Annotated in this window: 27 protein-coding genes and 1 tRNA gene; 12 read left to right on the forward strand and 16 right to left on the reverse strand. The window is 69.2% G+C overall.

The window, feature by feature from the left end; all coding sequences use genetic code 11:
- Positions 1–26: 26 nt before the first annotated feature.
- Together ABD164_RS07270 and ABD164_RS07275 are read left to right on the forward strand one after the other, a co-directional pair.
- Positions 27–1,637: an APC family permease gene (locus ABD164_RS07270; RefSeq protein WP_344294949.1), complete on the forward strand. Its 1,611-nt coding sequence runs from the start codon at positions 27–29 to the stop codon at positions 1,635–1,637.
- Positions 1,638–1,736: 99 nt separating this feature from the next.
- Entirely contained in the window at positions 1,737–2,012 is a 276-nt protein-coding gene (locus ABD164_RS07275; protein WP_344294951.1) for an acylphosphatase, read from the forward strand.
- A gap of 23 nt (positions 2,013–2,035) precedes the next feature.
- On the opposite strand, the gene ABD164_RS07280 is transcribed toward ABD164_RS07275, so the two are convergent.
- The 6 genes from ABD164_RS07280 to ABD164_RS07305 form a co-directional block, all read right to left on the reverse strand.
- Positions 2,036–3,658 (reverse strand): helix-turn-helix transcriptional regulator, encoded by a 1,623-nt coding sequence (locus tag ABD164_RS07280; protein WP_344294953.1) that lies wholly within the window; start codon positions 3,656–3,658, stop codon positions 2,036–2,038.
- 321 nt (positions 3,659–3,979) lie between these two features.
- On the reverse strand, positions 3,980–4,669 hold the full coding sequence (gene rplA / locus ABD164_RS07285) for a 50S ribosomal protein L1 (RefSeq protein ID WP_344294955.1): 690 nt from the start codon (positions 4,667–4,669) through the stop codon (positions 3,980–3,982).
- 151 nt (positions 4,670–4,820) lie between these two features.
- Entirely contained in the window at positions 4,821–5,249 is a 429-nt protein-coding gene (gene rplK / locus ABD164_RS07290) for a 50S ribosomal protein L11 (protein WP_232498213.1), read from the reverse strand.
- A gap of 201 nt (positions 5,250–5,450) precedes the next feature.
- Entirely contained in the window at positions 5,451–6,377 is a 927-nt protein-coding gene (gene nusG, locus ABD164_RS07295; RefSeq protein WP_344294958.1) for a transcription termination/antitermination protein NusG, read from the reverse strand.
- A gap of 63 nt (positions 6,378–6,440) precedes the next feature.
- Entirely contained in the window at positions 6,441–6,716 is a 276-nt protein-coding gene (secE, locus tag ABD164_RS07300; protein WP_344294960.1) for a preprotein translocase subunit SecE, read from the reverse strand.
- 40 nt (positions 6,717–6,756) lie between these two features.
- Positions 6,757–6,829 (reverse strand) — tRNA-Trp (locus tag ABD164_RS07305).
- Between the two features lie 313 nt (positions 6,830–7,142).
- Between ABD164_RS07305 and ABD164_RS07310 the strand changes: the two genes are divergently transcribed.
- Positions 7,143–7,568: a DUF7144 family membrane protein gene (locus ABD164_RS07310; RefSeq protein ID WP_344294962.1), complete on the forward strand. Its 426-nt coding sequence runs from the start codon at positions 7,143–7,145 to the stop codon at positions 7,566–7,568.
- Here ABD164_RS07310 and ABD164_RS07315 read toward each other — a convergent pair.
- Entirely contained in the window at positions 7,565–9,487 is a 1,923-nt protein-coding gene (locus ABD164_RS07315) for a hypothetical protein (protein WP_344294964.1), read from the reverse strand. The two genes, ABD164_RS07310 and ABD164_RS07315, sit on opposite strands and share 4 nt — an antisense overlap.
- A gap of 202 nt (positions 9,488–9,689) precedes the next feature.
- On the opposite strand from ABD164_RS07315, the gene dgt reads away from it, so the two are divergent.
- The gene (gene dgt, locus ABD164_RS07320; protein WP_344294966.1) at positions 9,690–11,207 is read left to right on the forward strand and encodes a dGTP triphosphohydrolase; all 1,518 of its coding nucleotides are present in this window, start codon (positions 9,690–9,692) and stop codon (positions 11,205–11,207) included.
- A gap of 7 nt (positions 11,208–11,214) precedes the next feature.
- Here the strand turns inward: dgt and ABD164_RS07325 are convergent, their stop codons facing one another.
- Together ABD164_RS07325 and ABD164_RS07330 are read right to left on the reverse strand one after the other, a co-directional pair.
- Positions 11,215–11,766, reverse strand: a complete 552-nt coding sequence (locus tag ABD164_RS07325) for a DUF6036 family nucleotidyltransferase (protein WP_344294968.1) — start codon at positions 11,764–11,766, stop codon at positions 11,215–11,217.
- 13 nt (positions 11,767–11,779) lie between these two features.
- Positions 11,780–12,382, reverse strand: coding sequence for a helix-turn-helix domain-containing protein (locus ABD164_RS07330; protein ID WP_344294970.1), 603 nt, complete (start codon positions 12,380–12,382; stop codon positions 11,780–11,782).
- Between the two features lie 273 nt (positions 12,383–12,655).
- Here ABD164_RS07330 and ABD164_RS07335 point away from each other — a divergent pair, with 273 nt between their 5' ends.
- Positions 12,656–13,882 carry a pyridoxal phosphate-dependent aminotransferase gene (locus ABD164_RS07335; protein WP_344294972.1) on the forward strand — a complete coding sequence of 409 codons (1,227 nt, stop codon included), beginning with the start codon at positions 12,656–12,658 and terminating at the stop codon, positions 13,880–13,882.
- A 63-nt stretch (positions 13,883–13,945) separates the two neighbouring features.
- Entirely contained in the window at positions 13,946–14,161 is a 216-nt protein-coding gene (locus tag ABD164_RS07340; protein WP_344294974.1) for a dodecin, read from the forward strand.
- 9 nt (positions 14,162–14,170) lie between these two features.
- Here the strand turns inward: ABD164_RS07340 and ABD164_RS07345 are convergent, their stop codons facing one another.
- Positions 14,171–15,109 carry a LysR family transcriptional regulator ArgP gene (locus ABD164_RS07345; protein ID WP_344294976.1) on the reverse strand — a complete coding sequence of 313 codons (939 nt, stop codon included), beginning with the start codon at positions 15,107–15,109 and terminating at the stop codon, positions 14,171–14,173.
- A 75-nt stretch (positions 15,110–15,184) separates the two neighbouring features.
- Here ABD164_RS07345 and ABD164_RS07350 point away from each other — a divergent pair, with 75 nt between their 5' ends.
- The 6 genes from ABD164_RS07350 to ABD164_RS07375 all read left to right on the forward strand — a co-directional run bounded on the left by ABD164_RS07350 (position 15,185) and on the right by ABD164_RS07375 (position 21,026).
- Positions 15,185–16,021 (forward strand): LysE/ArgO family amino acid transporter, encoded by an 837-nt coding sequence (locus ABD164_RS07350; protein ID WP_344295088.1) that lies wholly within the window; start codon positions 15,185–15,187, stop codon positions 16,019–16,021.
- 313 nt (positions 16,022–16,334) lie between these two features.
- Positions 16,335–17,339 carry an isopenicillin N synthase family dioxygenase gene (locus ABD164_RS07355; RefSeq protein WP_344294978.1) on the forward strand — a complete coding sequence of 335 codons (1,005 nt, stop codon included), beginning with the start codon at positions 16,335–16,337 and terminating at the stop codon, positions 17,337–17,339.
- 173 nt (positions 17,340–17,512) lie between these two features.
- The gene (locus ABD164_RS07360) at positions 17,513–18,397 is read left to right on the forward strand and encodes an ABC transporter ATP-binding protein (RefSeq protein ID WP_344294980.1); all 885 of its coding nucleotides are present in this window, start codon (positions 17,513–17,515) and stop codon (positions 18,395–18,397) included.
- Positions 18,394–19,197: an ABC transporter permease gene (locus tag ABD164_RS07365; RefSeq protein ID WP_344294982.1), complete on the forward strand. Its 804-nt coding sequence runs from the start codon at positions 18,394–18,396 to the stop codon at positions 19,195–19,197. Before ABD164_RS07360 ends, ABD164_RS07365 begins: the two co-directional genes overlap by 4 nt.
- A 54-nt stretch (positions 19,198–19,251) precedes the next feature.
- On the forward strand, positions 19,252–20,403 hold the full coding sequence (locus tag ABD164_RS07370) for a sensor histidine kinase (protein ID WP_344294984.1): 1,152 nt from the start codon (positions 19,252–19,254) through the stop codon (positions 20,401–20,403).
- On the forward strand, positions 20,400–21,026 hold the full coding sequence (locus ABD164_RS07375) for a response regulator (RefSeq protein ID WP_344294986.1): 627 nt from the start codon (positions 20,400–20,402) through the stop codon (positions 21,024–21,026). Before ABD164_RS07370 ends, ABD164_RS07375 begins: the two co-directional genes overlap by 4 nt.
- Here ABD164_RS07375 and ABD164_RS07380 read toward each other — a convergent pair.
- From ABD164_RS07380 to ABD164_RS07405, 6 genes are all read right to left on the reverse strand, one after another.
- Complete coding sequence (locus ABD164_RS07380) at positions 20,995–21,816, reverse strand: ABC transporter permease (protein WP_344294988.1); 822 nt, start codon at positions 21,814–21,816, stop codon at positions 20,995–20,997. The genes ABD164_RS07375 and ABD164_RS07380 overlap by 32 nt on opposite strands.
- Positions 21,813–22,694 carry an ABC transporter ATP-binding protein gene (locus tag ABD164_RS07385; RefSeq protein ID WP_344294990.1) on the reverse strand — a complete coding sequence of 294 codons (882 nt, stop codon included), beginning with the start codon at positions 22,692–22,694 and terminating at the stop codon, positions 21,813–21,815. Before ABD164_RS07385 ends, ABD164_RS07380 begins: the two co-directional genes overlap by 4 nt.
- Before the next feature lie 43 nt (positions 22,695–22,737).
- The gene (locus ABD164_RS07390) at positions 22,738–23,589 is read right to left on the reverse strand and encodes a DUF4097 family beta strand repeat-containing protein (protein ID WP_344294992.1); all 852 of its coding nucleotides are present in this window, start codon (positions 23,587–23,589) and stop codon (positions 22,738–22,740) included.
- 81 nt (positions 23,590–23,670) lie between these two features.
- Positions 23,671–24,159, reverse strand: coding sequence for a type II toxin-antitoxin system HicB family antitoxin (locus tag ABD164_RS07395; protein WP_344294994.1), 489 nt, complete (start codon positions 24,157–24,159; stop codon positions 23,671–23,673).
- A gap of 225 nt (positions 24,160–24,384) precedes the next feature.
- Complete coding sequence (locus ABD164_RS07400; RefSeq protein ID WP_344294996.1) at positions 24,385–25,086, reverse strand: LuxR C-terminal-related transcriptional regulator; 702 nt, start codon at positions 25,084–25,086, stop codon at positions 24,385–24,387.
- A complete protein-coding gene (locus ABD164_RS07405; RefSeq protein WP_344294998.1) occupies positions 25,079–26,410 on the reverse strand; it encodes an ATP-binding protein in 1,332 nt (443 codons plus the stop codon). The genes ABD164_RS07400 and ABD164_RS07405 overlap by 8 nt, the downstream gene beginning before the upstream one ends.
- Positions 26,411–26,468 lie beyond the last annotated feature (58 nt).

Raw genomic sequence — 26,468 nt, forward strand, 5'->3', positions numbered from 1 at the left:
ATAGCTTTACACCTGAATGATTCACTATGCTGACGCTCACCGTGCGCTCGGGTGGGGAGCGCGAGATCAACGACGATCGAAAGGGCACCATGCCAGTCGAACCTGCCAAGCCGAGTGAACTCGGCGACGGTGAACACCTGAGCGTCCTCGGCTACGAGGACTCATTCAACCGCTCCATGAGCCTGTGGGCGAACTTCGCCCTCGGCTTCACGTACCTCTCACCCCTCGTCGGCGTCTACTCGCTGTTCGCGCTGGCGCTGACGGTCGGCGGGCCGCCCTCGATCTGGTGGATCGTGATCGTCGGCGCCGGACAGCTGCTGGTCTCACTCGTGTTCGGCGAAGTCGTGTCGCAGTACCCGATCCACGGAGGCATCTACCCCTGGGCGCGCCGCCTCTGGGGCAGGCGATACGCGTGGATGGCCGCATGGGTCTACATCTGGGCGATGATCGTCACGATCACCGCCGTCGCCGAGTTCGGCTCGGGCTTCGCCGCCAGTCTCCTGGGCCTCGAGGCGACCCCCGCCACGACGCTGTGGCTCACGCTCGGCCTGCTGGTGATCGCCCTCGCCATCAACCTGACGGGCACCAAGTGGCTCGCACGCGTCGCCCGCATCGGTCTCGCCGCCGAGCTCATCGGCGTGATCGGGCTGGGGCTCTACCTGCTGATCTTCCAGCGCAAGCAGGACTTCGGCATCTTCTTCGACACCATGGGCGTCGAGGGCGACGGCAGCTACCTCACCGCGTTCGTCGGTGCGGCGCTGGCCGGCCTGTTCCTGTTCTACGGCTTCGAGGCCTGCGGCGACGTCGCCGAAGAGGTCGAGAACCCCGCGCGGCGCATCCCGAAAGCCATGATCCTCACGATCCTCGTCGGCGGAGTCTCGGCGCTGTTCTCATTCGGCGGCTACGTGCTCGCAGCTCCCGACCTGCAGGCGATCGTCTCAGGCGAAGACGCCGATCCGATCCCCGCGATCCTCGAGTCGACGCTCGGGCCGGTCGGCGCGAAGGTGTTCCTCCTCGTGGCGATCACCGCGTTCCTCTCATGCGTGCTCAGCCTGCAGGCCGCCGCGAGCCGACTGCTGTTCTCGTTCGCCCGCGACGGCATGATCCCGGGGCACCGCTGGCTCGCCAAGGTCTCCGTGAGGAGCAAGGTGCCCACCAACGCCCTCATCGTGGCCTGCACCGTGCCCGCGCTCATCGCCGTGCTCGTGTGGCTGAACGCCGACCTGCTCGTGCCGGTCACGGCGTTCGCGGTGCTCGGCATCTACGTCGCCTTCCAGATGGTCGTGCTCGCGTCGCTGCGTCAGCGGTTGCGCGGCTGGAAGCCGGCCGGTCCGTTCAGTCTCGGGCGCTGGGGCTTCACCGTGAACGTCGCCGCCCTCGTGTACGGCATATTCGCGATGGTCCTGCTCGCCACGCCGGGCACGTCTGGCAACTTCGTCACCGACTGGATCGTGCTCATCGGCCTCGTGGTCGTGCTCGTGACCGGCCTCGCGTACCTGCTGCTCGCCCGGCCCGACCGCAAGTCCGACGCGCCCGAGGGCGACGCCGTCGCCGTGGCGAACGAGATCCGGTTGCGCACGGGCTCGGTCTCGGCCGTGGGCACCGCCGACGACGCGACGAGCCCCGCCCCGCGGTAGCGGTCATCGATCGGATGCGGCTGCGCGGTATATCGCCGCGCAGCCGCATCTCGTGCGCGGCGCTCGCGCCCGGGGGCTGAGCGGGCATATCGTTGCCGCATGGACGTGATCCGCAGGCACGTCGTCGTGCACGGCCAGGTGCAGGGCATCGGCTTCCGGTTCAGCGCCCGCGTCGAGGCGCAGCGGCTCGGTGTCTCCGGGTGGGTGCGCAATCGCTCCGACGGCGCCGTCGAAGCCGAGATCGAGGGCGAGCCTCAGGCGATCGACGCCATGCTCGGCTGGTTCGACGAGGGGCCGCCCGGGGCGAGTGTTACCACGATGAGCGCGAGCGATCTCGATCCGACCGGCGAGCACGGATTCCGCGTCACGTACTGAAGTCCACCCGCGGCCGCCACCGGTCAGACGAGCCCGTTCTCGTAGGCGTACGCCGTGGCCGCGGCACGCGACGAGAGCTCGAGCTTGCCGAAGATGTTGGCGATGTGGCGTGCCACGGTCTTCTCGCTGAGCGAGAGCCTCGTGCCGATCGCGCGATTGGTGAGCCCGGTCGACACGAGGCGCAGCACCTCGACCTCGCGCGGCGTGAGCACCCCGGCGCGACGATCTCCCATCAGGTCCTCGAGCTCGGCGAGCGCGGGGGCGGCGCCGAGCGCGACGAAGACCTCGCGTGCACCCTTGAACTCCGCGAGAGCGGCGTCGCGATCGCCGAGCTCCAGCAGCGCTCGCCCAGCCGACACGACGCTCCGCGCGCGTTCGTACGGGGCGGCGAGGGCCTTCCATGCGTCGGCCGCGGCGTGCGCGGCGTCGAGCGCCGCCGCGGGGTTGCCCTCGGCGAGCAGCACGCGCCCCTCCGCTGCGGCCACGGTCGCGGCGAGCATCGGGGTCGGCGTCGACCTGCCCGCCTCGCGGAGCTCGTCGACAGCATGGCGTGCCGCGCCGAGGTCGCCCGCCGCTACCTCGATCTCGACCACCGCCGGCAGCAGGAACCTGCGCGTGAACGGGTCGGCGCCCGCGACGCTGCGTCGGATCTCCTCCTGTGCGCGATCGGTTCTCCCGGCAGCGAGATGCAGCAACGAGAGTCCCGGCTGCGGCTCCCATCCCGACTCGCCGGCCCGCCGATACGACTCCTCGGCGGAGTGGAACGCACCGCGCAGCCGCGCGAGCTCGGCGTGGTAGTACGGGGCACCGTAGACGGCGCGATAGTCTCCCGTGCGGAAGCGCGACAGTGCGAGTTCGGCGGCAGTCGACGCCTCGGCCCATGCGCCGCGCAGCAGCAGCAGACAGGCATCAAGCGCATGCCGCTGCCCGCTGAAGGTGACCAGCTCGGGTTGATCGCGGCACCATCGATCGAGTACGCGCGTCCACTCGGTGGCACGCTCCAGGTCGAACGCCATGATCGCGTCGGAGATCACCGCGCATGAGACGACGCCCGTCGGCACGGGCTCCACCTCGCCGGCCGCGACCGCGGTCATGAGCGCGTCGAAGCACTCGAACCCCTCGGCAATGGCATCGACCTCGATCAGCGCCTTGCCGAGACCGATCCGGGTGATCGCGGCGAGTTCGCGGTCGCCGTGGCGCTCAGCGATCGCGAGCACCTGCTCGAACTCCAGCCTCGCCTCGGCCGGATTCCCGCTGCCGAGCTGCGCGACCGCCGGCGCCAACCGAACGAACCCGGCCAGCGCCCCCGGCTCCGCCATGTTGCCAGCGAGTCGCATCGCTCGCGCCGCCCACGCGACCGAGCGCGTGAAGTCCCCGAGTTCGATCAGGTTGAGGGCGAGCCAGCCCGCCGAGTGCGCGGCACCCGCGGTGTCGTCAGCCGCGAGGTGCGCCTCGTACGCCCGCGTCAGCGCGTCGACCGAGGCCTGCGGCTCGCCGCGGAGCAGCGCGACCGTCGCGAGCAGGTCGAGCTCGGATGCCCCGAGCCCGTCGCTCGCGTCGACGCCGGCCAAGCGCTCGTACGCGTCGGCCCAGCGCCGATCGGCCGCCGCCGCGCGGCCCGCATCGAGTGCGCTGGACGAGGTCATGTCGCTCCTCCGCCGGTCGTTCCCCTGGCGGGGTCGGTGCCGGCGCTCGTGCGGGAACGGTACCGCCGAGTCGTCGGCCACCGCAAGGGCCAGCAGACGGCCCCGTGCGCGGCGTGCCGTGTGGGAGCAATCATCGGCAGCGGGAGCAACCCTCGAACTCTGCTCCCGACGCCGATCCTTGCTCCCACGCCGGGAGAAGCATGACGAAGGGCCCGCCGGCGAACCGGCGAGCCCTTCGTAGTGGTCTACATACGTCGCTGCGCGGCTAGATCTCGATACGGCGTTGCACGCCTACTCGATCCACCGCTCGACCGACGAGTGTCAGATGGCGTTGACGTCCAGCGGGATGCCGGGGCCGAACGTGGTCGACACGGCGCCCTTCTGGATGTAACGGCCCTTCGAGCTCGCCGGCTTGAGACGCAGCACCTCTTCGAGCGCGGCCTTGGTGTTCTCCTCGAGCTGCTCGTTCGAGAACGACGCCTTGCCGACGACGAAGTGCACGTTGGCGTGCTTGTCGACACGGAACTCGATCTTGCCGCCCTTGATGTCGGAGACAGCCTGGCCCACGTTCGGGGTCACGGTGCCGGTCTTCGGGTTGGGCATGAGGCCGCGGGGGCCGAGCACCTTGCCGAGTCGGCCGACCTGGCCCATGAGCTCGGGGGTCGAGACCGCCGAGTCGAACGCGGTGTACCCGCCGGCGACCTTCTCGATGAGCTCGGCGCCGCCGACCTCGTCGGCGCCGGCAGCGATTGCGGCCTCGGCCGCGGGGCCGGTGGCGAACACGATGACGCGGGCGGTCTTGCCGGTGCCGTGCGGCAGGATGACGGTGCCGCGCACCATCTGGTCGGCCTTGCGGGGGTCGACGCCGAGCTTCAGCGCGACCTCGACGGTCGAGTCGAACTTCGCCGAGCCGGTCTGCTTGGCGAGCGCGACGGCCTCGGTCGGGGTGTAGTACTTGCCGTCTTCGATCTTCTCGGCCGCGGCGCGGTAGGCCTTGGACTTCTGTGCCATGTTGGTTCTCCTTGAGAGAGTGTGGTCATCTGCGCCTGGCGGGCGCTGCCACGAGTCTGAGTTCTGGTGAGCGGATGTCTCGTGCGAGGCATCTGCACTCCGCCGGTCGAGCAGGCGCGCCAGCGCCGTGTCGAGACCAGCGGAACCGGTCTTATTCGACCGTGATGCCCATCGAGCGAGCGGTGCCCGCGATGATCTTCGACGCGGCGTCGAGGTCGTTCGCGTTGAGGTCGACCATCTTCGCCTCGGCGATCTCGCGCACCTGCGCCTGGGTCAGCTTGCCGACCTTGGTGGTGTGCGGGACGCCCGAGCCCTTTGCGACGCCGGCGGCCTTCTTGATGAGCTCGGCGGCGGGCGGGGTCTTCAGGATGAAGGTGAACGAACGGTCTTCGTAGACCGTGATCTCGACGGGGATGACGTTGCCGCGCTGGGCCTCGGTCGCCGCGTTGTAGGCCTTGCAGAACTCCATGATGTTCACGCCGTGCTGACCCAGGGCCGGGCCGATGGGCGGGGCCGGGTTGGCGGCGCCGGCCTTGATCTGAAGCTTGATCAGACCAGTGACCTTCTTCTTCGGTGCCATGATTTCTCTCTTTCTGATCGAACGCCCTGGCGGGCACTCTCCCGCAGGCCCGGCGGATCCGGGATGCGGTGGATTGGGGTTCGTGCGCGAGCGCACAACCTGTCAATGATAACGGAAAGCCGCCGGTCGAGTAGCGCAGCGTATCGAGACCTCGTGAGTGGGCCTCGATACGGCGCTGGCGCGCCTACTCGACCGCCGGAACTAAAGCTTCGTGACCTGGTCGAAGCTGAGCTCGACCGGGGTCTCGCGCTCGAACAGCGAGACGAGCACGGTGAGCTTTCCGCTCTCGGGCTTGATCTCGCTGATCGTGCCGGGAAGGCCCGCGAACGAGCCGTCTTTGATCGTGATGGTCTCGCCGACCTCGAAGTCGACCTCGGCGGGAAGCTGGCGGGCGGCACCCGCTGCGGCACCGGCCTTGGCACCCTTGGCGGGCGCGACCTCTTTGATCTCGACGAGGCTCTTCAGCATGCCGAAGGCCTCTTCGAAGCGCAGCGGCGTGGGGTTGTGCGCGTTGCCCACGAAGCCGGTCACTCCGGGAGTGTGCCGGATGACCGACCAGCTCTCTTCGTTGAGCTCCATGCGCACGAGCACGTAGCCGGGGATGCGCACGCGGGTGACCATCTTGCGCTGGCCGTTCTTGATCTCGACGACGTCTTCCATGGGCACCTCGACCTGGAAGATGTGGTCGGCCATGGCCATCGACTCACGACGCTGCTCGATGTTGGCCTTCACGCGACGCTCGAAGCCGGCGTAGGAGTGGATGACGTACCACTTGCCGGGCAGGAACCGCAGTTCGGCGCGGAACTCGGCGTAGGGGTCGGCGGTCTCTTCTTCTTCCTCGGTGACGGCTTCGAAGGCGGCCTCGGCCTCTTCGGGCGAGTCGATCTCGAGGGCGTCGTCGATGACGGCGTCGGCCTCGGGGTCGTTCGACTCGGCCATGGCGTCGAGCACGGCATCGAGGTCGACCTCGTTGCCCTCGTCGTCGACGACGTGCACCGCACGCTGCTCGGCGGGCTCGACTGAGTTCTCGTCGTGTCCGAGCGAGTTGCCCGTCTGGGCCTCGTCGTCTTCGGCGGACTGCTCTGCGGCAGTGGCCCAGTCGACGTCGTCGCGCTCAATCTTTGACACTTGTCTCAATCCTTCTCTTGCGTGCGCCTGCGGCGAATCGGATACCTCGAGCCGAAGGCCCGATCAGGCCCCGCCCGTTCCGAAGACGTACAGCACCAGCCACCCGAACAGTTGGTCGAGCCCGTACACGATCGCCATCATGATGATGACGAACACGAGCACCACCACCGTGAAGCTGAAGAGTTCTCTGCGGGTCGGGGTGACGACCTTCTTCAGTTCAGCGATGACCTGCCGGATGAACAGTGCGATGCGCGAAAAGGGATTCCGACGCGCTGCGCGATCGCGCTTCGCGTTGGCGACGACGTCTTCACTCGGCTCGTCGATTACTTTTCGCGCCACTTCGTACACCTTTCGTGGGCCGGCATTCATCGCCGGCTCGCAGGGCGGACAGGACTCGAACCTGCAACCTGCGGTTTTGGAGACCGCTGCTCTACCAATTGAGCCACCGCCCTATGGACGCCCGGGCTTCGCCGAACCTTCCACGGGTTGAGATCTCGCCGACTTCTGCCCACCTGACCCGTGAAAACGGGCGCAGTGAAGCTTGGCCGACTCAACAACCTCACCAAGTGTATGCGACCGGGTTGGCAGAGTAAAACCGAGGCACAACCGAGCGGATGCCGCGACTCGGGCAGCGGCATCCGCTCGGCAATCACGCGACCTGCGTGATGACAACCGCCACCCTCGTGCATAGGGTCACGGTCAGCACCATCCGTGCGCGGCCCGACCGAGCCCGCACATCGACAATCTGCAAGGGAGTTGTTCCACATGAGTGACACCCAAGTGACCGGTTGGGTCGGATGGGGCTGGTTCGCCGCCATCGTCCTGCTGATGGCCGGGATCTTCGATGCGATCCGGGGGTTCATCGCCCTGCTTCAGCCCGACAACGCCTATTTCATCGTCGAGGGCGAGCTGTTCCTCTTCGACGTGCAGGGGTGGGGGTGGTGGAACCTGATCATCGGCGTCGTGCTCATCCTCGTGGCCATCGCCCTGTTCACGGGTGCGACGTGGGCGCGCGTCATCGCGATCATCCTCGCGATCCTCAGCGCGATCGGGCAACTGTTCCTCATCCCGGCGCAGCCCTGGTGGTCGCTCATCGTGATCACCCTCGACGTGCTCGTGATCTTCGCGCTGACGGTGCACGGCAAGGAGCTGAAGGCGGCGGGGCGCGACGACGGAAGCTACGCCGGCTAGCGTCGCCTCCACGGCAGGGTGAGAGCGGTGCCCGCGATCGCGAGCACCGCTCCCGCCCCTGCGGCGTACCAGGCTGTATCGGCCGGAACGTCGAGGTAGACCGTGATGCCGAGAATGCGCGAGAGCCCCCACGGCAGCAGGGCCATCTGGTCGTTCCAGGCGGTGAGCACGGCCTCGAGGCCGATCGTGCCGATGAGCGCGCCGAATGCGGCGAGCACGATGCCGATGCCGGCGATGACGACACCCGTGGCGCGACGACCGCCGATCTGCGTCGCGAGCGCCCACGCTGCGGCGACGACGACCCAGCCGAACGCGGCGAACGCGACAGTCAGGTAGAGCGATCGGGCGAGCGGGTCGGTCCAGAAGCCGAACCAGTAGCCGCCGGGCCCGGTGGGCGCGAGCACTGCGAGCAGCAGGCCGACGCGCAGCGACACGGCGCCGCCGATCGCGGCGAGCACGGGCCAGGCCGACCGCCGGCCGAACAACCGCAGCGCCACCAGCACGACGAGCACGAAGACGAGCCACGACCCGAGCGTCACGAACAGGTGCGCCGGCGCGAGGAACCAGGTCTGGATGCCGCGACTGGCGACCAGCACGAGTGCGGGCACCGCGACGACGAGCACCCGATCGAGTCGCCCCAATCCCGCGGTGACCTCAACGGCGCGCCACGGCCTCGCGCCGGCCACCCACAGCGCGCGGGCAGCGCCGGCGCCGCGGTGTCGGGAACCGCTGCGTGCGGCGAGCACGCCGTAGACCAGCCACCCCGCGAGCAACACGAGCAGGATGCGCGCGGCCCACGCCATGGGCAGGTCGCGCTCAGCGCGCTCGACGCCGAGCTCGGCGGCCGTCAGGTTGTAGGCCGGGTAGTACGGGTCGCCGGCGTAGGCCGCCTCGTGTGCGGCAGCGGATGCCTCGAACGCGCGCCGCGCGGAATCCCACTGCTCGTGGGCGGCCGGATCGCGGGTGTCGTGCCACTGCGCCTGTCGCAGGAACATCTCGCGATAGTCGCCGAGCATGTCGTAGGTGCTCGCCTGGTACTCGAGGGTGTCGAGGAACATCGTGCGCAGCCCGGCATCACGCCAGGTCGCCGCATCCGTCGACTCGATCGATGCGCGCATGCGGTCGACCGCGGCGAGCGCGCGGTCGCCGCCCGCGATCGCCTCGTCGAGTTCGCCTCGGCTGATCTCGTAGATGACGTCGAGCACGGCGCTGTCGCCGGTGACGATGTCCCATTCGAAGATCCACATCATGGGCGGCGGCTCGAGTCCGATCGCGAAGACTCGCCGGTCGGCGAACGGGCCGATGTACAGCCCGTCGGTGATCGCCTCGCGCGACTGTGCCATGGCCTCGCCGATCGCCCGAACCGTGGCAGGGTCATCCGAGAACCAGCGCCTCGCCCAGTCGGCGGTGATCGCGGCCGGATCGGCGTCGGGGTCGCGGGCGAGCCGCACCGCGAGCTCGGTGTTGAGCTCGTACAGCTGCCAGAAGCCGGTCTTCAGCTCGAGTGAGAGTGGGCCGGCGCGCCAGGGGCCGCCGTCCTGGGTCCAGGTCCAGATGCCCTCGACGTTCGGATTGGCGGCGATGAACCGCGCCAGCGCCTGCCGGTAGAGCACGCCGAGGTCGTTGGGGAACGCGCCGAAGTTCTCGAACTCGCGCCGGCTCTGGAACTCGACGATGCGGCGCTGGTCGCCCACCTCGAGGGTGTCGTTGAGCGGCAGGTGGCTGTAGAAGTCGCCGAGCGTGTACTTCGTCGAGACGATGAGCCGGTCGGAGTCGATGCCGTCGAGCACGGCATGGTACGAGTCGGCGTTCGTGTGCATGTCGCCGACGGCGCCGACGCCGACGCTCCAGCTGCGGAAGATCACCTCGCGGTCGGCGCGCTCGGCCTGATCGGTGAACGCGGTGAGCATGGCGCGCACCGCGTCGACGCTCGTGACCGCGAGTGCTGCCGAGGGCGAGGAGTACTGCGAGCGCGATACCGACGAGCACCGGTCGTCGGGGGTGCGTCATCACGCCGAGCAGCGTAACAAGAGTGGGTCAGATGTCCCAGTTAATTCTTCCGCAGCATCTCGGCGTGCGGTGCGAGGGCCGCGACTGCGACCCGCGGCATAGATTGGGCGTATGTCGATCGAGCGGGCGTCACGCCGAGTTCCCGAGCCGCGCAGCAGTGCCGAGGTCACCGGTGAGCACTCGCAGTTCCGGCTCGACCTCGAGCGCATCAGGTTCTCGCCGTACTTCTCGCGGCTGTCGGCCGTCACGCAGGTGATCGCACAGCCGGGCGCGGGCCCGTTGATCCACAACCGGCTGACGCACTCGATCAAGGTGACGGCGGTCTCGCGCGCGATCGCCGTGAAACTGACGGATGCCGCATCACCGACCCGCGCGTTCGCACTCGGGCACGGCTGCGACGCGGTCGTCGTGCAGGCCGCGGCGAGCGCCCACGACCTCGGGCACCCGCCGTTCGGGCACCTCGGCGAGCGCGTGCTCGACCGCCTCGCACGCGAGACGCTCGGGCTCGTCGACGGCTTCGAGGGCAACGCGCAGAGCTACCGCATCCTCACCGCGCTCGATGTGAGCGAGGCGGCGCCCAGAGGCCTCAACCTCACTGCTGCAGTGCGCACCGCGGTCGCGAAATACCCGTGGACGCGGTACATCGACGGCGATGCGCTCGGCGACGGGCCGGTGCCACGTGGCATGCGGCGCACGGCCGAGGGCGCCGAGGCGCTGAAGTACTCGGCGTACGGCATCGATGCCCACGATCTCGAGCAGGCGCGGTCGGGACATCCGCCGCTGCAACAGTCGCTGGAATGCTCGATCATGGACATCGCCGACGACATCGCGTATTCGATCCACGACGTCGACGACTTCTACCGCGCCGGCGTGCTCAGCCAGGGCGCGGTCGCGCGCGAGTTCCGGGGATGGATGGAAGACGGCGCCGGCCTGCGCGAACTCGACGACGAGGCGCTCGCGGCGCGCGCGGCGCCGCCGGGGAGCGCACTCGAGGGCCTGCGTCGCAAGCTGTTCCGCAGCGACCCGTGGATCGCCGACGACGACGCATTCGCCGACGCCGTGCACGGAGTCGCCGACGATCTCGTCGACGGGCTGCTCGCGTCACCGTTCGACGGGTCGATCGCGTCGGAGCGGGCGCTGTCGTCGTTCACGAACCGGTGGATCAGCCATCTGCAGTCGTCGGTGGTTCCGGCGCCGCCCGACGTCGTGCGCACCGGGCTCGTGACCCTCGATGTGCGCGCATGGCACGAGGTCGAGATTCTGAAGTTCGTGCACCGGCACTTCATCCTCGACCGGGCCGACATCGTCATGTACCAGCGCGGGCTCAGCCGGGTGCTCGCCCGGGCGGTGAAGGGGCTCAGCGCCTGGGCGACCGACGAGCACGATCGCGACCGCGTGCCGCAGCGCCTCAAGGAGCTCGTCGAGATCGCGACCCACGGCTACGCCCGGATCCGTGAGACGCGACCCGAGGGTGTGCCGATCCCCGACACCGCCGACGTTCGTCGGCTCGGCGTGGGCCGCGGCGTCATCGACTACGTGGCGTCGCTCTCAGACGACCAGGCACTCGCGGTGTCGGAGGCGCTCGACGGGCGACCCGACCGGTTGTGGGACATCGGGCGCAACCTCTGAGCGGAACTCACGCGCCAGGGTCGCGCCAGGCGAGGCGCAACATCTCCTCTGCCTGCCAGTACACGGACTCATGTGAGTCGGTGAGGATCACCGACTCCGCCCCGTGCACCTTGAATGTCCAATCGACGATCTCGTCGGCCGAGTGGATATCGAGGAGCCGGATGAGGTCGACGATGTCTTCCCGATCCTTCAACCGACCAGCAGCCATCTTCATCGCGAGCAGCCAACGCGGTGACGCCAGCCTGACCGTCAACCCACCCAATGTGATCGACTCCGCCTCAGTGTCAGCCGTCGATACCCCGGTCGGCATGAACGGCTCGATGCGAGAGTTCAACCAGTGTTGTGGGATTCCGCGCTCGTGCGCCATCTCATCGGCGATCTCGAGTACGAGGCTTACGTTCGAGAACAGCCCATCGATATCCTCGGTAGACCGCCGGGAACCGAGGATGATCGCGATCGCTGCGCCGCCGACGATATACGCGTCGACGTGCTCGTGGCGGGCAGCGACGCGATCCCCAAGGTCGGAAAGCAGTTCTCGAATCTCGTCCGCGCTGAACAACGGACCATGCTCGTCAGGCAACGGCGAGATCCCGATCTCGCATCAGGATGCCCTTCTCTAGGAACTCAGGCTCCGCGCTCTGGCGGATCATCTCGAGGTACCGTTCCGCGGGTTGGCCCGGCGTCGCCGGCAACCACTCCGTCGCAAGCGGCGGCTTCCACGTCCACGACGGCGCTCGGATTCCGCGACGCTTCGCGTCCCACGCGATCGCAGTAGCCAACAGCGTGTCCCACCGGTCATCTCCGGTGGACGCCGGCACCCGCAGGAAGTCGCGAATCTCCTCACGTGTGCGAGCGCGCCGGAAGTGCTCGATCGCTTGCACGGCAATCCGAAGCGCAGCGTTCTCGTCGTCGATGGCAAGTTCAGCGGCGATGTAGCCCGCCGCGGCGCGGGCCGTCATCAGGTGCCTGGCGTCCATCGGTGCGTCGGCCGTGCCGGTCGACAATTCGGCTCCCATCGCCTTGAGCGCCCGCTTCAAAGTCGAAATGCGGATGGAGTCGTCGCGCTCGGATCGCTCCATCTGGGAAACAGCCCCGGCGGTGACGCCCAGCAAGTCAGCCAAGTCGTAGATCGTCAGGCCTCGCCGGGTTCGGGTGTCGCGAATGTGTGTCGACAACTGCCTCCTCCTTTCGATCTTGTATAGGTCTAACTATACCGAACCACGCGCGTGAGTAGTTGCGGTTTCTCAGAGAACGGTCCTCGCAGATTATGAATATCGCCAACTTGTAGTAATCCAGGCTCTTCAGATTATGAAGGTGACCGCGGGCTGACCGAGCCTGACACGTGCGACGGGTGGGCGGATGCGAGACATCCGCCCACCCGTTTCGCTTCGGGGCTTCGTGACGACGCACTTGCCCCACGGGGCATCCGCTCGTTCTAGGCTGTGAGGGTGACCGAGCACCCGCGCCTCTCAGCCCGAATCGCCGCCATCGCCGAGTCCGCGACCCTCAAGGTCGATGCGAAGGCGAAGGCCCTGCAGGCCGAGGGCCGACCGGTCATCTCGTATGCGGCGGGTGAGCCCGACTTCGCGACGCCCGAGTACATCGTCGAGGCGGCGCTCGCAGCCACGCACGACCCGAAGAACTACCGCTATACGCCAGCGGCGGGCCTGCCCGACCTGCGCGAGGCGGTCGCGGCCAAGACGCTGCGCGACTCGGGGCTCGACGTGTCGCCCGGTCAGGTCGTCGTGACGAACGGCGGCAAGCAGGCGGTGTACCAGGCGTTCCAGGTGCTGCTCGACGACGGCGACGAGGTGCTCGTGCCGACGCCGTACTGGACGACGTACCCCGAGGCCATCAAGCTCGCCGGCGGGCGCCAGGTCGACGTGTTCGCGGGCGCCGACCAGGGCTACCTCGTCACGGTAGAGCAGCTCGAGGCCGCGCGCACCGAGCGCACCAAGGTGCTGCTGTTCGTGTCGCCGTCGAACCCGACGGGCGCGGTGTACTCGGCCGATCAGACGAAGGCCATCGGCGAGTGGGCGCTCGAGCACGGAATCTGGGTCGTCAGCGACGAGATCTACCAGAACCTCACGTACGGCGACCTCGACGGCGACGCAGGGGCCTCGGCTCCACGCGCGGTCTCGATCGTCGAGGCGGTGCCCGGGCTCGCGAACCAGACGATCCTCGTCAACGGCGTCGCCAAGACCTACGCCATGACCGGGTGGCGCCTCGGCTGGATGGTCGGCCCCGCCGACGTCATCAAGGGCGCGGCTAACCTGCAGTCGCACCTGTCATCGAACGTGTCGAACATCTCGCAGCGTGCCGCGATCGCCGCGCTCAACGGCCCGCAGGACGCGGTCGAAGAGATGCGCCAGGCGTTCGACCGCCGCCGGCGCACCATCGTCGCCGAGCTGTCGAAGATCGACGGCGTCACGGTGCCGGTGCCGCAGGGGGCGTTCTACGTGTATCCCGACGTGACGGGGCTGCTCGGCCGCGAGTGGGGAGGCGTCACCCCGACCACGTCACTCGAGCTCGCCGACCTCATGCTCGAGCAGGCCGACGTCGCGGCGGTGCCGGGCGAGGCGTTCGGGCCGTCGGGCTACCTGCGGTTCAGCTACGCGCTCGGCGACGCCCCGCTGCTCGAGGGCGTGCAGCGCCTGCAGCGCCTCTTCGGCTGAGCCGCTGCTCGGAGTAGGGTCGGCAACAGCGGGCACGACGGCGTCCCCGCGGAGGAGGGCAGGATGAGCAACCACACCTACCGGGTCACCGAGATCGTCGGCACCTCGCCCGACAGCATCGACACCGCGATCCGCAACGGCCTATCACGTGCGTCGGCGACGATCCGCAACATGGACTGGTTCGAGGTCGTGTCTGTGCGCGGCGAGATCGAAGACGGCGCGGTCGCACACTTCCAGGTCACGCTCAAGGTCGGCTTCAAGATCGAAGACCCCGCGTAGCGCAGGAGTTCAGGCACGCAGCTCGCGGCGCGCCTCGTCGATCACTGCGCCGGCGATCGCATCGAGCAGCGGCGAGCGCAGGTTCCACTGCTGCCAGTACAGCGGCACGTCGACCGGTGATCCGCCGAGGCGCACAAGGGCGCCGAGCTCGAGTTCGGCCGCCGACTGGAATGCCGGCAGCAGTCCCCAGCCGAGTCCGAGCTTGATCGCCGTCGCGAAGTCGTTCGACGCCGGAACGTAGTGTCGCGGCGGCCGGTCGGCATCGACACCGCGGCCCACGAGGTACTCGCGCTGCAGGTCGTCGCGGCGATCGAAGTCGACGACCGGCGCCGTGTCGAGCGCGTCGGCTCCGCGGTCGACGACTCCCCACCGGTCGACGTACGCGGGCGCCGCGACAGCCTCGTACCGCATGACGCCGAGCGGGCGCACGAGACATCCGGCCACTGGCGTCGCCTGCGAGGTGACCGCGCCCATCACGGTTCCCGATTCGAGCAGGCCGGCGGTGAAGTCCTGGTCGTCGCGATACAGGTCGAAGACCACCGGATGCCGCTGCGCGACCCGCGCGAGCGCCGGCAGGAACCACGTCGCGAGCGAATCGGCGTTCACCGCCAGGGGCAGCGACACCGGCCTGGCGGCGGCGGCTTCGCCTGCCCCGCCTGCCCCGCCTGCCCCGCCTGCGTCGTCGCCCTCGCCGAGCCCGAAGCCGGCGAGCGCGTCGTGCTCGAGCAGGGCCAACTGCCGCGCGAGGCGCACGATCGCGGCCCCCGCCTCGGTCGGGCGTGCCGGCTTAGAGCGCACCACGAGCACCCGCCCGAGTTGCTGTTCGAGCGACTTCACGCGTTGCGAAACCGCCGACGGCGTGATGCGCAGGCGCCGCGCGGCCGCGTCGAAGGTGCCCTCGTCGATGACGGCGGCGAGCGTGCGCGCGAGGTCGAGTGGAATCTGCATCTGAAGCAATGCTAATGCCAGTGAAGAATCTCCAGCTGGACTGAACGTAATGAGCCTCGTAGCGTCGAACCCGTGATGTTCTCTTCTGCGCTCGCCGGCCTCGGCCTCGGCCTCTCGCTCATCGTCGCCATCGGCGCGCAGAATGTGTTCGTGCTGCGGCAGGGCATCCGTCGCGAGCACGTGTTCGCCGTAGCCGCGATCTGCGCGCTCAGCGATCTCACCCTCATCATGGTGGGGGTCTCGGGCATCGGTGCCGTCCTGCAGTCCGTGCCGTGGCTCGTCGACGTCATCCGCTGGGTCGGCGCCGCATTCCTCGTCGGGTACGGGGTGCTCGCCGCGCGGCGGGCGTTCAAGCCCGGCGGTGAGGCGCTCGTCGCGGACGAGGTCGAGGGTGGTCTCGATACGGCCCGGGCGGCCGACGGGTCGGGTGGTCTCGATACGGCCCGGGGGGCCTACTCGACCGACGGCATGGCCCGGGGGGCCTACTCGACCGACGGTACGGCCCGGGGGGCCTACTCGACCGACGGCATGGCCCGGGGGGCCTACTCGACCGACGCGAAATCCGTCGCCTCAGGGACATCCGCTGCCGTGATCGTGCCGACGCGCACACGACCGGCACGCTCGACGCTCACGGTGGCGGTGCTCACGTGCCTGGCGCTCACCTGGCTGAACCCGCACGTGTATCTCGACACGGTGTTCCTGCTCGGGTCGGTCGCGAACACCCACGGCGAGGGCCGGTGGGCGTTCGCCGCGGGCGCGGGCGTCGCGAGCATCGTCTGGTTCTTCGGCCTCGCGTATGGCGCGCGATTGCTCGGCGGTGTGCTCGCGAGCAGGCGCGCGTGGCGCGTCCTCGATGCCCTGATCGCCCTCGTGATGGTCACGCTCGGCGTCATGCTCGTGCTGCCGCTTTGAGCCGGGCAACCTTCGGACTCGAAGTTCGGGCCCGGTGCCGATCCGTGTTAGCGTGTCGGCATCGTGAGTACTGACACCTGTCGCTGCTGTCGCCGCTAGGCGGTCGTCTCCCCGACGACCCCAGGGCGCGAATCCTCCCGCGCCGCCGACCGCAGCCCCCGTGCTCACGCCGCATCCGACGCGTCCGCGTCAGCTCCGCGGCATCCGCTCTCGAGGCACTCGTCTCGAATCGGATGTCACGCAGCCGACGTCGAAGGATGCCGGGGCCGCCTCATCGTCGGCGCACCATCCGGCACCTCGAAAGGACCAGCACATGTCCGGCATCCCGGTCCTCGACCTCTCACTCCTCAACGGCACCCCCGAGCAGCAGTCGCGCTTCCGCGACGACTTGCGGCGCGCGACCCACGAGGTCGGCTTCTTCTCGCTCATCGGGCACGGGGTTCCCGCCGAGCTCATCGAGCGGGCGTATGCCACGGCGCGCGCCTTCTTCGCCCTGCCCGAGTCGCACAAGCTCGCGATCGAGAATGTGAAGAGCCCGCACTTCCGCGGCTACACGCGCATGGGCGGCGAGCGCACGCTCGGCCGCGTCGACATCCGTGAGCAGATCGACATCGGCGCCGAGCGACCCGCCGTGCCGATCTCGGCCGACACCCCCGACTACCAGGTGTTGCAGGGCCCGAACCTGTGGCCTGCGGCGCTGCCCCAGCTGCGCGAGGTCGCCGAGGAGTGGATCGCACGGCTCGACGAGGTCGGAACGCGGTTGCTGCGCGCCTGGGCCGAGGCGCTCGGCGCGCCGGCCGACACCTTCGACGCCGCGTTCGCGCAGCCGTCGCCGTACCTGAAGATCGTGCGCTATCCCGGCGTCGAGGCCGAACAGCCCGCGCAAGGTGTCGGCGCGCACAAGGACCTGGGCGTGCTCACCCTGCTCTCGGTCGAAGACGGCAAGGCGGGCCTGCAGGTCGAGAAGGACGGCGAGTGGATCGACGTCACCCCGCCGTCGGGCGCGTTCGTCGTCAACATCGGCGAATTGCTCGAGATCGCCACCGGCGGCTACCTCAAGGCGACCCTGCATCGCGTGGTGTCGCCGACTCCCGGTACCGAGCGCATCTCGATCCCCTACTTCCACGGACCGGCGCTCGACGCCACGATCCCCACGATCGACCTGCCGCCGGCGCTCGCCGCCGAGGCCCGCGGCGTGACGCAGGATCCGGCGAACCCGTTGCACGCCGTCTTCGGCGAGAACTGGCTGAAGAGCAGGTTGCGCGCCCACCCCAATGTCGTGGAGGCGCAGCACCCGCGGCTGCTCGTGGGAGCCTGACGGGCCCGTCGGTCGGGTAGCCGGCGAAGCCGGCGTATCGAGACCTGTACCGCGGGCGTGGTCTCGATACGCTCCTTCGTCGCAACTCGACCGACGCATCCACCGATCGGTGGAGGGCGGAATCAGACGGTCCACCGCTGCCGCCACGGCGACTGCGCTGCCACGCTTGACCCATGACAACGAACGACGCGGCCGTACAGGTGCGAGAGCTTCGCAAGACCTACGGCCAGAAGAACGCGGTCGACGGGGTGAGCTTCGACATCCGGACCGGCGAGACGTTCGCCCTGCTCGGGCCGAACGGGGCCGGCAAGTCGACGACGATCGAGATCCTCGAGGGGTACCGCAGCCGCACCGGCGGCGAGGTGAGCGTGCTCGGCACCGACCCGGCGAAGGGCGGCCTCGACTGGAAGGCGCGCCTCGGCATCGTGCTGCAATCCACCGGCGAGACCGGCCTCGTCACCGTGGCCGAGCAGCTGAAGCACTTCGCGGGGTTCTACCCGAACCCGCGCGACGTCGACGAGGTGATCGCGGCCGTCGGGCTCGAGCCCCAGGCGAAGACACGCATCGCCAAGCTCTCGGGCGGCCAGCAGCGCCGCGTCGACGTGGCACTCGGCATCGTCGGCCGGCCTGAGCTGCTGTTCCTCGACGAGCCCACGACGGGCTTCGACCCCGAGGCCCGCCGCCACTTCTGGCAGGTCATCCGCGGACTCAAGGCTGAGGGCACGACGATCCTGCTCACGACGCACTACCTCGACGAGGCGGCACAGCTCGCCGATCGTGCAGGGGTGATCGCCGGCGGCCGACTCGTCGATATCGGCGGCATCGACGAGATCGGCGGGGCCGACGCCCGCGTACCGCTCGTGCGGTGGCGCGACCGCGACGGGGCGCTCCGCGAGGAGCGCACCCACGAACCGGGCCGAGTCGTGGCATCCGTCGTCGCCGCATTCGGAGGCGAACCCGCCGATCTCGAGGTGATCCGTCCGAGCCTCGAAGACATCTACCTACAGCTCGTGCGCAGCGTCGACATCGCTGCCGAACCCGAGGAGGTGCTCGCATGAGCATGGTCACTCTCGGTGCCTCGCGCATCGGGTACGAAACGAAGACCTACTTCCGCTCACCCGACACGCTGTTCTTCACGTTCTTCTTCCCGTTCGTGATGCTCGCGATCTTCTCGGCCGCGTTCAGCGCGCAGGGCGAGGTCGGCCCTCCCGGGGCCGAGATCACGATCGCCGCGTACTACCTGCCCGGCATGATCGCCGCCGGAATCCTGCTGTCGGGCGTGCAGAACCTCGCGGTCGACATCGCGATGGAGAAGAGCAACGGCACGCTCAAGCGGCTCGGCGGCACCCCGCTGTCGCCGACGAGCTACTTCCTCGGCAAGATCGGCCAGGTGTTCGTCACCGGCACGATGCAGGCGGCCCTGCTGATCCTGGCCGGATGGCTCGTGCTCGGCATCGAGCTGCCCACCGAGCCCGAGAAGTGGTTCACGTTCGCGTGGGTGTTCGTGCTCGGCCTCGTCACGTGCGCCCTCGTCGGAATCGCCCTGTCGGCGGTGCCGCGCAGCGGCAAGAGCGCCACGGCTGTCGTGATCCCGATCGTGCTGCTGCTGCAGTTCATCTCGGGCGTCTACCTGCAGTGGAACATGCTGCCGTCGTGGCTGCAGGACATCGCGAGCCTCTTCCCGCTCAAGTGGATCGCGCAGGGCATGCGCTCGGTGTTCCTGCCCGAGGGCTGGGAGGCGCTCGAGCAGAACGGGTCGTGGAATCTGCCCGGTGTCGCGATCGCGCTCGGCATCTGGCTCGTCGTCGGACTCGTGCTCAGCCGGGTGACGTTCCGCTGGATCCGGCGCGACGCGTGAGGCGCGGGGTCGAGGCACCGCCGCAGTTCCGGCATCCGGTGCGAGAGTAGGGCCATGCAGAACATGCGATGGTGGGACGCCGCCGTGATCGGGATCGCCCTGATCACCGGTGGCGTCCTCGCCGTCGATCCGCCATATGGGCCGTCCGACTATGGAGCCTGGGCTGCGCTCGGCGCTTTCGTCGTGCTGTATCTCGCCTACACGCGACGCGCGCTGCAACTGCACCGCGCCCCGCACGACCTCATCGTCGCGGCGCTGATCGCGATCGTGCTCGGCGTCGGCATCTCGTTCGAGCCGTTCCTGTCGTTCCTGCAGGCCATCGCCTACCCGATGGTCTGGGTCGCCGCGTCGAGCGTGCGACGGGCGATCATCGGCAACGTGATGGTGTCGGTGGGGGTCTTCGCGGGGTATTACGCCGGGTCGGACTTCGAGAACCTCCTGCTGGCCATCGGCTTCGCCGCGCTGTCGCTGCTCTTCAGCCTCGGCCTCGGGCTCTGGATCACCCGCATCGAAGAGGCGGGAGAAGAGCGCGGCCGCCTGCTCGCCGAGCTCGAGGCGGTGCAAGACGAGCTCGCGGCCATGCACCGCGACGCGGGCGTCACGAGCGAACGCGAACGCCTCGCCCGTGAGATCCATGACACGCTCGCGCAGAGTCTCACCGGCCTGGTGCTGCTCGCGCAGCGTGCGTCGCGAGAGATCGAACCGACGGATGCCGCGACCCAGACGATCTCGCTCATCGAGCAGACCGCGCGCGAGGCACTCGGCGAGGCACGGGCGCTCGTGGCCGTGAACGCGTCCGTGCCGGTCGGCTCGGGCCTCGCCGAGGCGCTCGGGCGGCTCGGCGAGCGCTTCGCCCGCGAGACGGGCGTGCACGTCGAGACGCACGTGGACCCGGTGCCGCTCGACCGCGACCGCGAAGTGGTGCTGTTGCGGTGCACGCAAGAGGCCCTCGCCAACGTGCGCAAGCACGCGCACGCGACATCCGCTCGGGTTCGAGTGATCTCGCACGACGACGAGGTGATCCTGACCATCGAAGACGACGGCGTCGGGCCTTCAGGAGCCCATGAAGACGCGGGGTTCGGCGTCAGCGGCATGCGCGAGCGGCTCGCCCTCGTCGGCGGGCGGCTCACGCTCGAGCCCGGCGAGACGAAGGGCACGGTGCTGCGCGCAACGGTGCCCGCGCGAGAACGGAAGGTCGACGCATGATCCGCGTGCTCGTGGCCGACGACCACCCCATCGTGCGCGCCGGCATCGTCGGGCTGCTGTCGGCGGCGGTCGACATCGAGGTCGTCGGCGAGGCGGCCGACGGGCTCGACGCGGTGCGGCTCGCCGCCGAGCTCGACCCCGACCTCGTGCTGATGGACCTGCGCATGCCCGGGCTCGGCGGCGCCGAGGCCACCGCCCGCATCATCGCCGAGCGGCCGGTCGCGAAAGTGCTCGTGCTCACCACGTACGAGACCGACGAGCACATCCTCGGGGCGATCGAGGCCGGGGCGTCGGGCTACCTGCTCAAGGCGGCGCCCGAGGCCGAGATCCTCGCAGGCGTGCGTTCGGTCGTCGCCGGCGAGACGGTGCTCGCGCCCTCGATCGCCGCGAAGCTCGTGTCACGGGTGCGGCAGGACGCGACATCCGCCGCGCCCTCACTTTCGCCGCGCGAGCTCGAGGTGCTGCGACTCGTGGCCGACGGCCGTTCGAATCCCGAGATCGCGCGCACCCTGTTCATCGGGGAGGCGACCGTGAAGACGCACCTGTTGCACGCGTTCGAGAAGCTCGAGGTGAACGATCGCACCCGCGCCGTCACACGTGCGATGGAGCTCGGCCTGCTCTGAGCAGGCCGAGCCCCGATTGCATCTGATGCGGTGTCAGCTGACGGTAGATGGCGACGGCCCAGACGTAGGCGACGACGAGGATGCCGACGAGCCAGGCGAGGGCGATCCAGATCTCGCTGCCGACGGGCTGCTCTGAAAACAGGGCGCGGATCGTGTTCACGATCGAGGTCACGGGCTGGTTCTCGGCGAACCAGGCGACCGGGGCCGGCATCGAGTCGGTGGGCACGAATGCCGAGCTGATGAACGGCAGGAAGATCAGCGGGTAGCTGAACGCGCTCGCACCGTCGACGGTCTTCGCCGAGAGCCCGGCGATGACGGCGAGCCAGGTCAGGGCGAGGGTGAACAGCACCAGGATGCCGGCGACGGCGAGCCAGGCGCCGACGGATGCCCCGGTGCGGAAGCCCATGATGAGCGCCACGCCGATCACGATCGCGACCGAGATCAGGTTCGAGACGAGCGACGTGAGCACGTGCCCCCAGAGCACACTCGACCTCGCGATCGGCATCGACTGGAACCGCTCGAAGATGCCGCCCTGCATGTCGAGGAACAGCCGGTACGCGGTGTAGGCGATGCCCGAAGCGATCGTGATGAGCAGGATGCCGGGGAGCATGTAGTCGATGTACGACTCGTCGGTGCCGGTGTTGATGGCACCGCCGAGCACGTACACGAAGAGCAGCATCAGGGCGATCGGGGTGACCGCCGTGGTGATGATCGTGTCGGGACTGCGCAGGATGTGGGTGAGCGAACGGCCGGTGAGGACCCGGGTGTCGCTGAGGACGTGAGTGGTCATGATGCCTCCTTGAGTTCTTTGTCGCCGGCTTCGCCGGTCTCGCCGGTCTCGCCGGTCTCGCCGGTCTCGCCGGTCTCGCCGGTCTCGCCGGTCTCGCCGGTCTCGCCGACGAGCGTGAGGAAGACCTCTTCGAGCGTCGGCTGCTTCTCGACGTACTCGACCTTGGCCGCCGGCAGCAGCCGCTTGAGTTCGTCGAGGGTGCCGTTCTGGATGATCGTTCCCTTGTGCAGGATCGCGATGCGGTCGGCGAGCTGCTCGGCCTCGTCGAGGTACTGCGTGGTGAGCAGTACCGTGGTGCCGTTGTTCGCGAGCTGCTTGATCGTCTGCCACACTTCGATGCGCGCCTGGGGGTCGAGTCCGGTCGTCGGCTCGTCGAGGAAGATGATCGGCGGGTTGCCGATCAGGCTCATCGCGATGTCGAGCCGGCGGCGCATTCCGCCCGAATAGGTGGCCGCCTTGCGGCCGCCCGCCTCGGTGAGCGAGAAGCGGGCGAGCAGCTCGTCGGCGATCCCGCCCGGGTTCTTCAAGTGCCGCAGCTTCGCGATGAGCACGAGGTTCTCACGGCCCGTGAGCACCTCGTCGACCGCGGCGAACTGGCCGGTCAGGCTGATCGAGTCACGCACATCGGCGGATTTCGCGGCGACGTCGAGGCCGTTGACCGTTGCGGTGCCCGCATCGGCCTTCAGCAGCGTCGACAGGATGCGGACCAGTGTGGTCTTGCCCGCGCCGTTCGAGCCGAGCAGCGCGAAGATGCTGCCCGCCTTCACGTCGAAGTCGACGCCCCGAAGCACGTGCACGTCCTTGAATGACTTCTCGATGCCCTGCACGCGGATCGCGGGCTCGCGACTGCGTGTGGGCGTCGTGTTGATGGTGCTCATGTGTCGATCCCTTCTCTCTTGCTTCTTCTGATGCGTGCCGATGTCATCGGGCGCGCTGGATGGTGATGTCGCCGTACTGCGTGCGCGCACGCACAGCGACGGTCTGCTCCGACTCGTCGGGAGCGCCGCCGCCCTCGAGCTGGTTGCGCACGTGCCCGTCCTTCGAGGACAGGTCGAGCCAGGCGGGCACCCCGGGCCGCACACCGATGGTGACCTGCCCGTATCCGCTCTGGACCTCGATGGAACCGCTCGACACCTCGGCGAGTCGGATCGTGCCGTACGCGGTCTTCGCGGTGACGGACGCGAGCGCCTTCGTGATCTCGAGGTCGCCGTAGGAGAGCTTCGCGTCGAGGTCGCCGCCGACCTCTCCGACCATGATCGTGCCGTGCGACGCCTTGAGGATCGCGTCGCCCGTGACCGTGCCGACCCGAATCTGACCGTGGTCGGCCGTGATCTCGACCCCGCCGTCTGCGGTACCGGCGGTTGCGTTCCCGTGTCCGGCACGCAGCCAGAGGTCGGCGGTGGTGTCGACCTCGACCGGACCGGTCATGGCCTTGATGCGGGTGGCACCGAGGCGTCCGACGGTGCGCACGCCGCCGACCGCGATTTCGGCGGTGACGCGCGATCCTGTGGGCAGCTCGACCTTCACGTCGACGGAGTCGAAGGGGCCAGGGCCGATCCAGCTGAGGCGGGGTCGTGGGCCCGTGATCGTGAGCCGTTGGCCGTCGAAGTCGACCTTGGTGTCCTCGACGCCTCGGCGATCGACCGCCTTCGCGGGATTGGTCGCCGACACGGTCACGACCGTGTCGGAGCGGTCACTTGCGACGACCTCGATCTCGCCGACCTGCATGTTGATCGCGAGGTCGATCGGGTTCGGTGTGGTGTAGGTGGGCATGCTGGCGCCTCCCTCTCTGTGGGTGTGGTCGTCCGGCCCCGCCGGTCGGCGTGGCCGGTGGATCTGGTGGGCTGGGACCGGTTAGCGCGCCCAGCCGGCGAAGTCGCTTCCGGTGCGCAGCGTGCGCTGCGCCGATCGACGTTGCTTGGGTTGGAGTGCGGCCGCGACCGCACGCACGAGCCACGTGTTGACCGACAGGCCATCAGCGGCCGCCGCTTCATCGACCCGCGCCTTGAGGGCGTCGGGCAGGCGAAGCGTCGTGCGGGAGGTGCTCGCGTCGTCGAAGTCGACGGTTGCGGCCGGCCGCTCGTCGGCGTCGGACTCGGAGTTCGACTGCGTCACGACGAAGTCGATCTCACGACCGCGCAGTCGCAGGTCGACCGAGCCGGGCGCGAGGTCGCGGGTGATCTCGCCGGCCGCGGCCGACAGGGCATCGAGCAGCACGAGGCGCGTCGCGGCGTCGAGGCCGGCGGCGAGCCGCTCGGCGGCGGCGCGAGTGTCGTCGGACCCGTTCTCGGCGGCGTCGACGAGCTGACGCTGCAGGTCGGTCACGTACTGTCCAAGTTCCATGACACCATCATGACACCACTGTGATGCCATGTCAAGCAATCTGACACCAATCTGGTGTCAACAAGATCTTCAGGTGGTGTCACACCGGTCGAGGTGGCGTGCAAGCGCCCGAGACTCCGACACTGATGCCCAGCAGCATCAGTGTCGGAGTAGCCATATGGGGACGGGGCGGGCCACGTTCCCGCCGACTGCGTCACTGATGCAGATTCAGCACCAGTGACGCAGTCAGAGCAGGCGACGCGCGCTCGCCCAGGCGGTGAGTTCATGGCGGCTCGAGAGTTGCAGCTTGCGCAGCACCGCCGACACATGCGTCTCGACCGTCTTCGACGAGATGAAGAGCTCGGCCGCGACCTCCTTGTAGGCGTAGCCACGGGCGATGAGGCGCATGACCTCCTGCTCGCGCGCCGAGAGCCGGTCGAGTTCGTCGCTCGCCGAGGCGGTCTCGCCGACCGCCGCGCCGAACGCGTCGAGCACGAACCCCGCGAGCTTCGGCGAGAACACCGCGTCACCGCCGGCGACCGCATGCACCGCACGACTCACGTCGGCGCCCGAAGAACCCTTCGTGATGTAGCCCCTGGCACCGGCACGGATGACCCCGACGACATCCTCGGCCTTGTCGGACACGCTCAGCGCGAGGAACCGGGTGCCCGGGACGCTCGGCGCTGCGCGCCGGATGACCTCGGCCCCGCCGCTCGTGCCGGCAGGGACGTCAAGCCCCGGCAGGTGCACGTCGAGCAGCACGACGTCGGGCGCGGCCTCGGTCACGACCCGCACCGCCGACTCGACGTCGTGCGCCTCGCCGACCACCTCGATCGAATCGGCGAGGTCGGCCTTCAGGCCCGACCGGAAGATCGAGTGGTCGTCGACCACGACGACGCGCACGCGAGCCGACGCGTGAACGGCGGGCGACACGGATGCCTCAGCCACGGCCGTTCTCCGATGCGGTGCGCTCGACGGGGTAGTGCAGGCGCACCTCGACGCCGACGCCGCCGGCTCCGGGCAGCACCTCGCCCGTGCCGCCGGCACGGCGCATGCGGCCGATGATCGACTGGCGCACGCCGAGCCGGTCGCCCGGCACCTCGGCGAGCGCGAATCCCGGGCCGCGGTCGCGCACGAACACCTCGACCGCCGCAGGGCTCGACTCCACGTACACCGACACCTCTCCCCCGGCGTGCCTCGCCGCATTCAGCATCGCCTCGCGGGCAGCTGCCGCGAGCTCGCCGCTCGCCCGCTCGCGCGACTCCCCGACCACGACCACGTCGAAGGTGACCGGATAGTCGATCTCGAGGGCGCCGCCGTAGTCGCGCAGGTCGGTGGCGAGGTCGCTGTCGGGAGGCGCGTCGCCCGCGAAGAGCCAGTCGCGCAGCTCGCGCTCCTGCGCGCGGGCGATGCGGGCGACCTCGCTCGTGGCGCCCGCCCGGTTCTGGATGAGGGCGAGGGTCTGCAGCACCGAGTCGTGCAGGTGCGCGGCGATCTCGCTGCGCTCCTCTTCGCGGATGCGCCGGGTGCGCTCGGCGGTGAGGTCGCGCCACTGCGCGATGAGCGTCGGCGCGAAGACGAGGGCGATGCCGACGAGGGCCGCGAGCGCAGTGAAGGCGGCGCCGAAGGTCTTGGTCGTCGTCGTGGACTGGCCGAGCACGACCACGAATACGAGCACCGTGACGACCAGCAACGCCGTCGCCGTGATGCGGATCGTCAGCTCGTGGCGCGGCCCCCGGATCGACTCGGCCCGGTCGATGAAGGTCGCCCATGCGCCGGCCGCGACGGCCGCGACGACGCCGGCCAGGGTCGGGCCGAACCAGGTGCCGACGGCGGCGACGTATCCGGGGCCCGAGGCCTGCGTCACCCACACCGGCACGAGGCAGATCACCGACACTGAGACCATGATCCACGCGACCGGTGCGCTGCGGCTCGGCCGCTCGTCGCCCGGCGACCATGGCGTCAGTGCCCACAGCCAGAGATAGAGCAACAACCCCGCCCCAGCCGCGAGGCTCCCGACGATGAAGGCGGTGCGCACGATCCACACCGGCCAGCCGAGATGCTCAGCGAGGCCCGCCGACACGCCGGTTGCGACGCATGCGCGTGGTCGGGTCATCCGTCGCTCGGTCGCGGCGGTCGCGGCGGTCGCGGCGGTCGCGGCGGTCGCGGCGGTCGCCGCTTCACCTGCGCTCCCGCCGCCGGGCAGGCCCGATGCAGCGGGCGTGCCCGGCCCCGGGGCATCCGCCGCCCGTGCCGAACCGCTCGTCTCCATGCCTGCAATCCAAGCAGACGGCGCCGCGCGCGCAGCAGGCCGAGCACCCCACTCAGGG

The sequence above is a fragment of the Agromyces neolithicus genome, from assembly GCF_039529735.1.
Taxonomy (GTDB): Bacteria; Actinomycetota; Actinomycetes; order Actinomycetales; family Microbacteriaceae; genus Agromyces; species Agromyces neolithicus.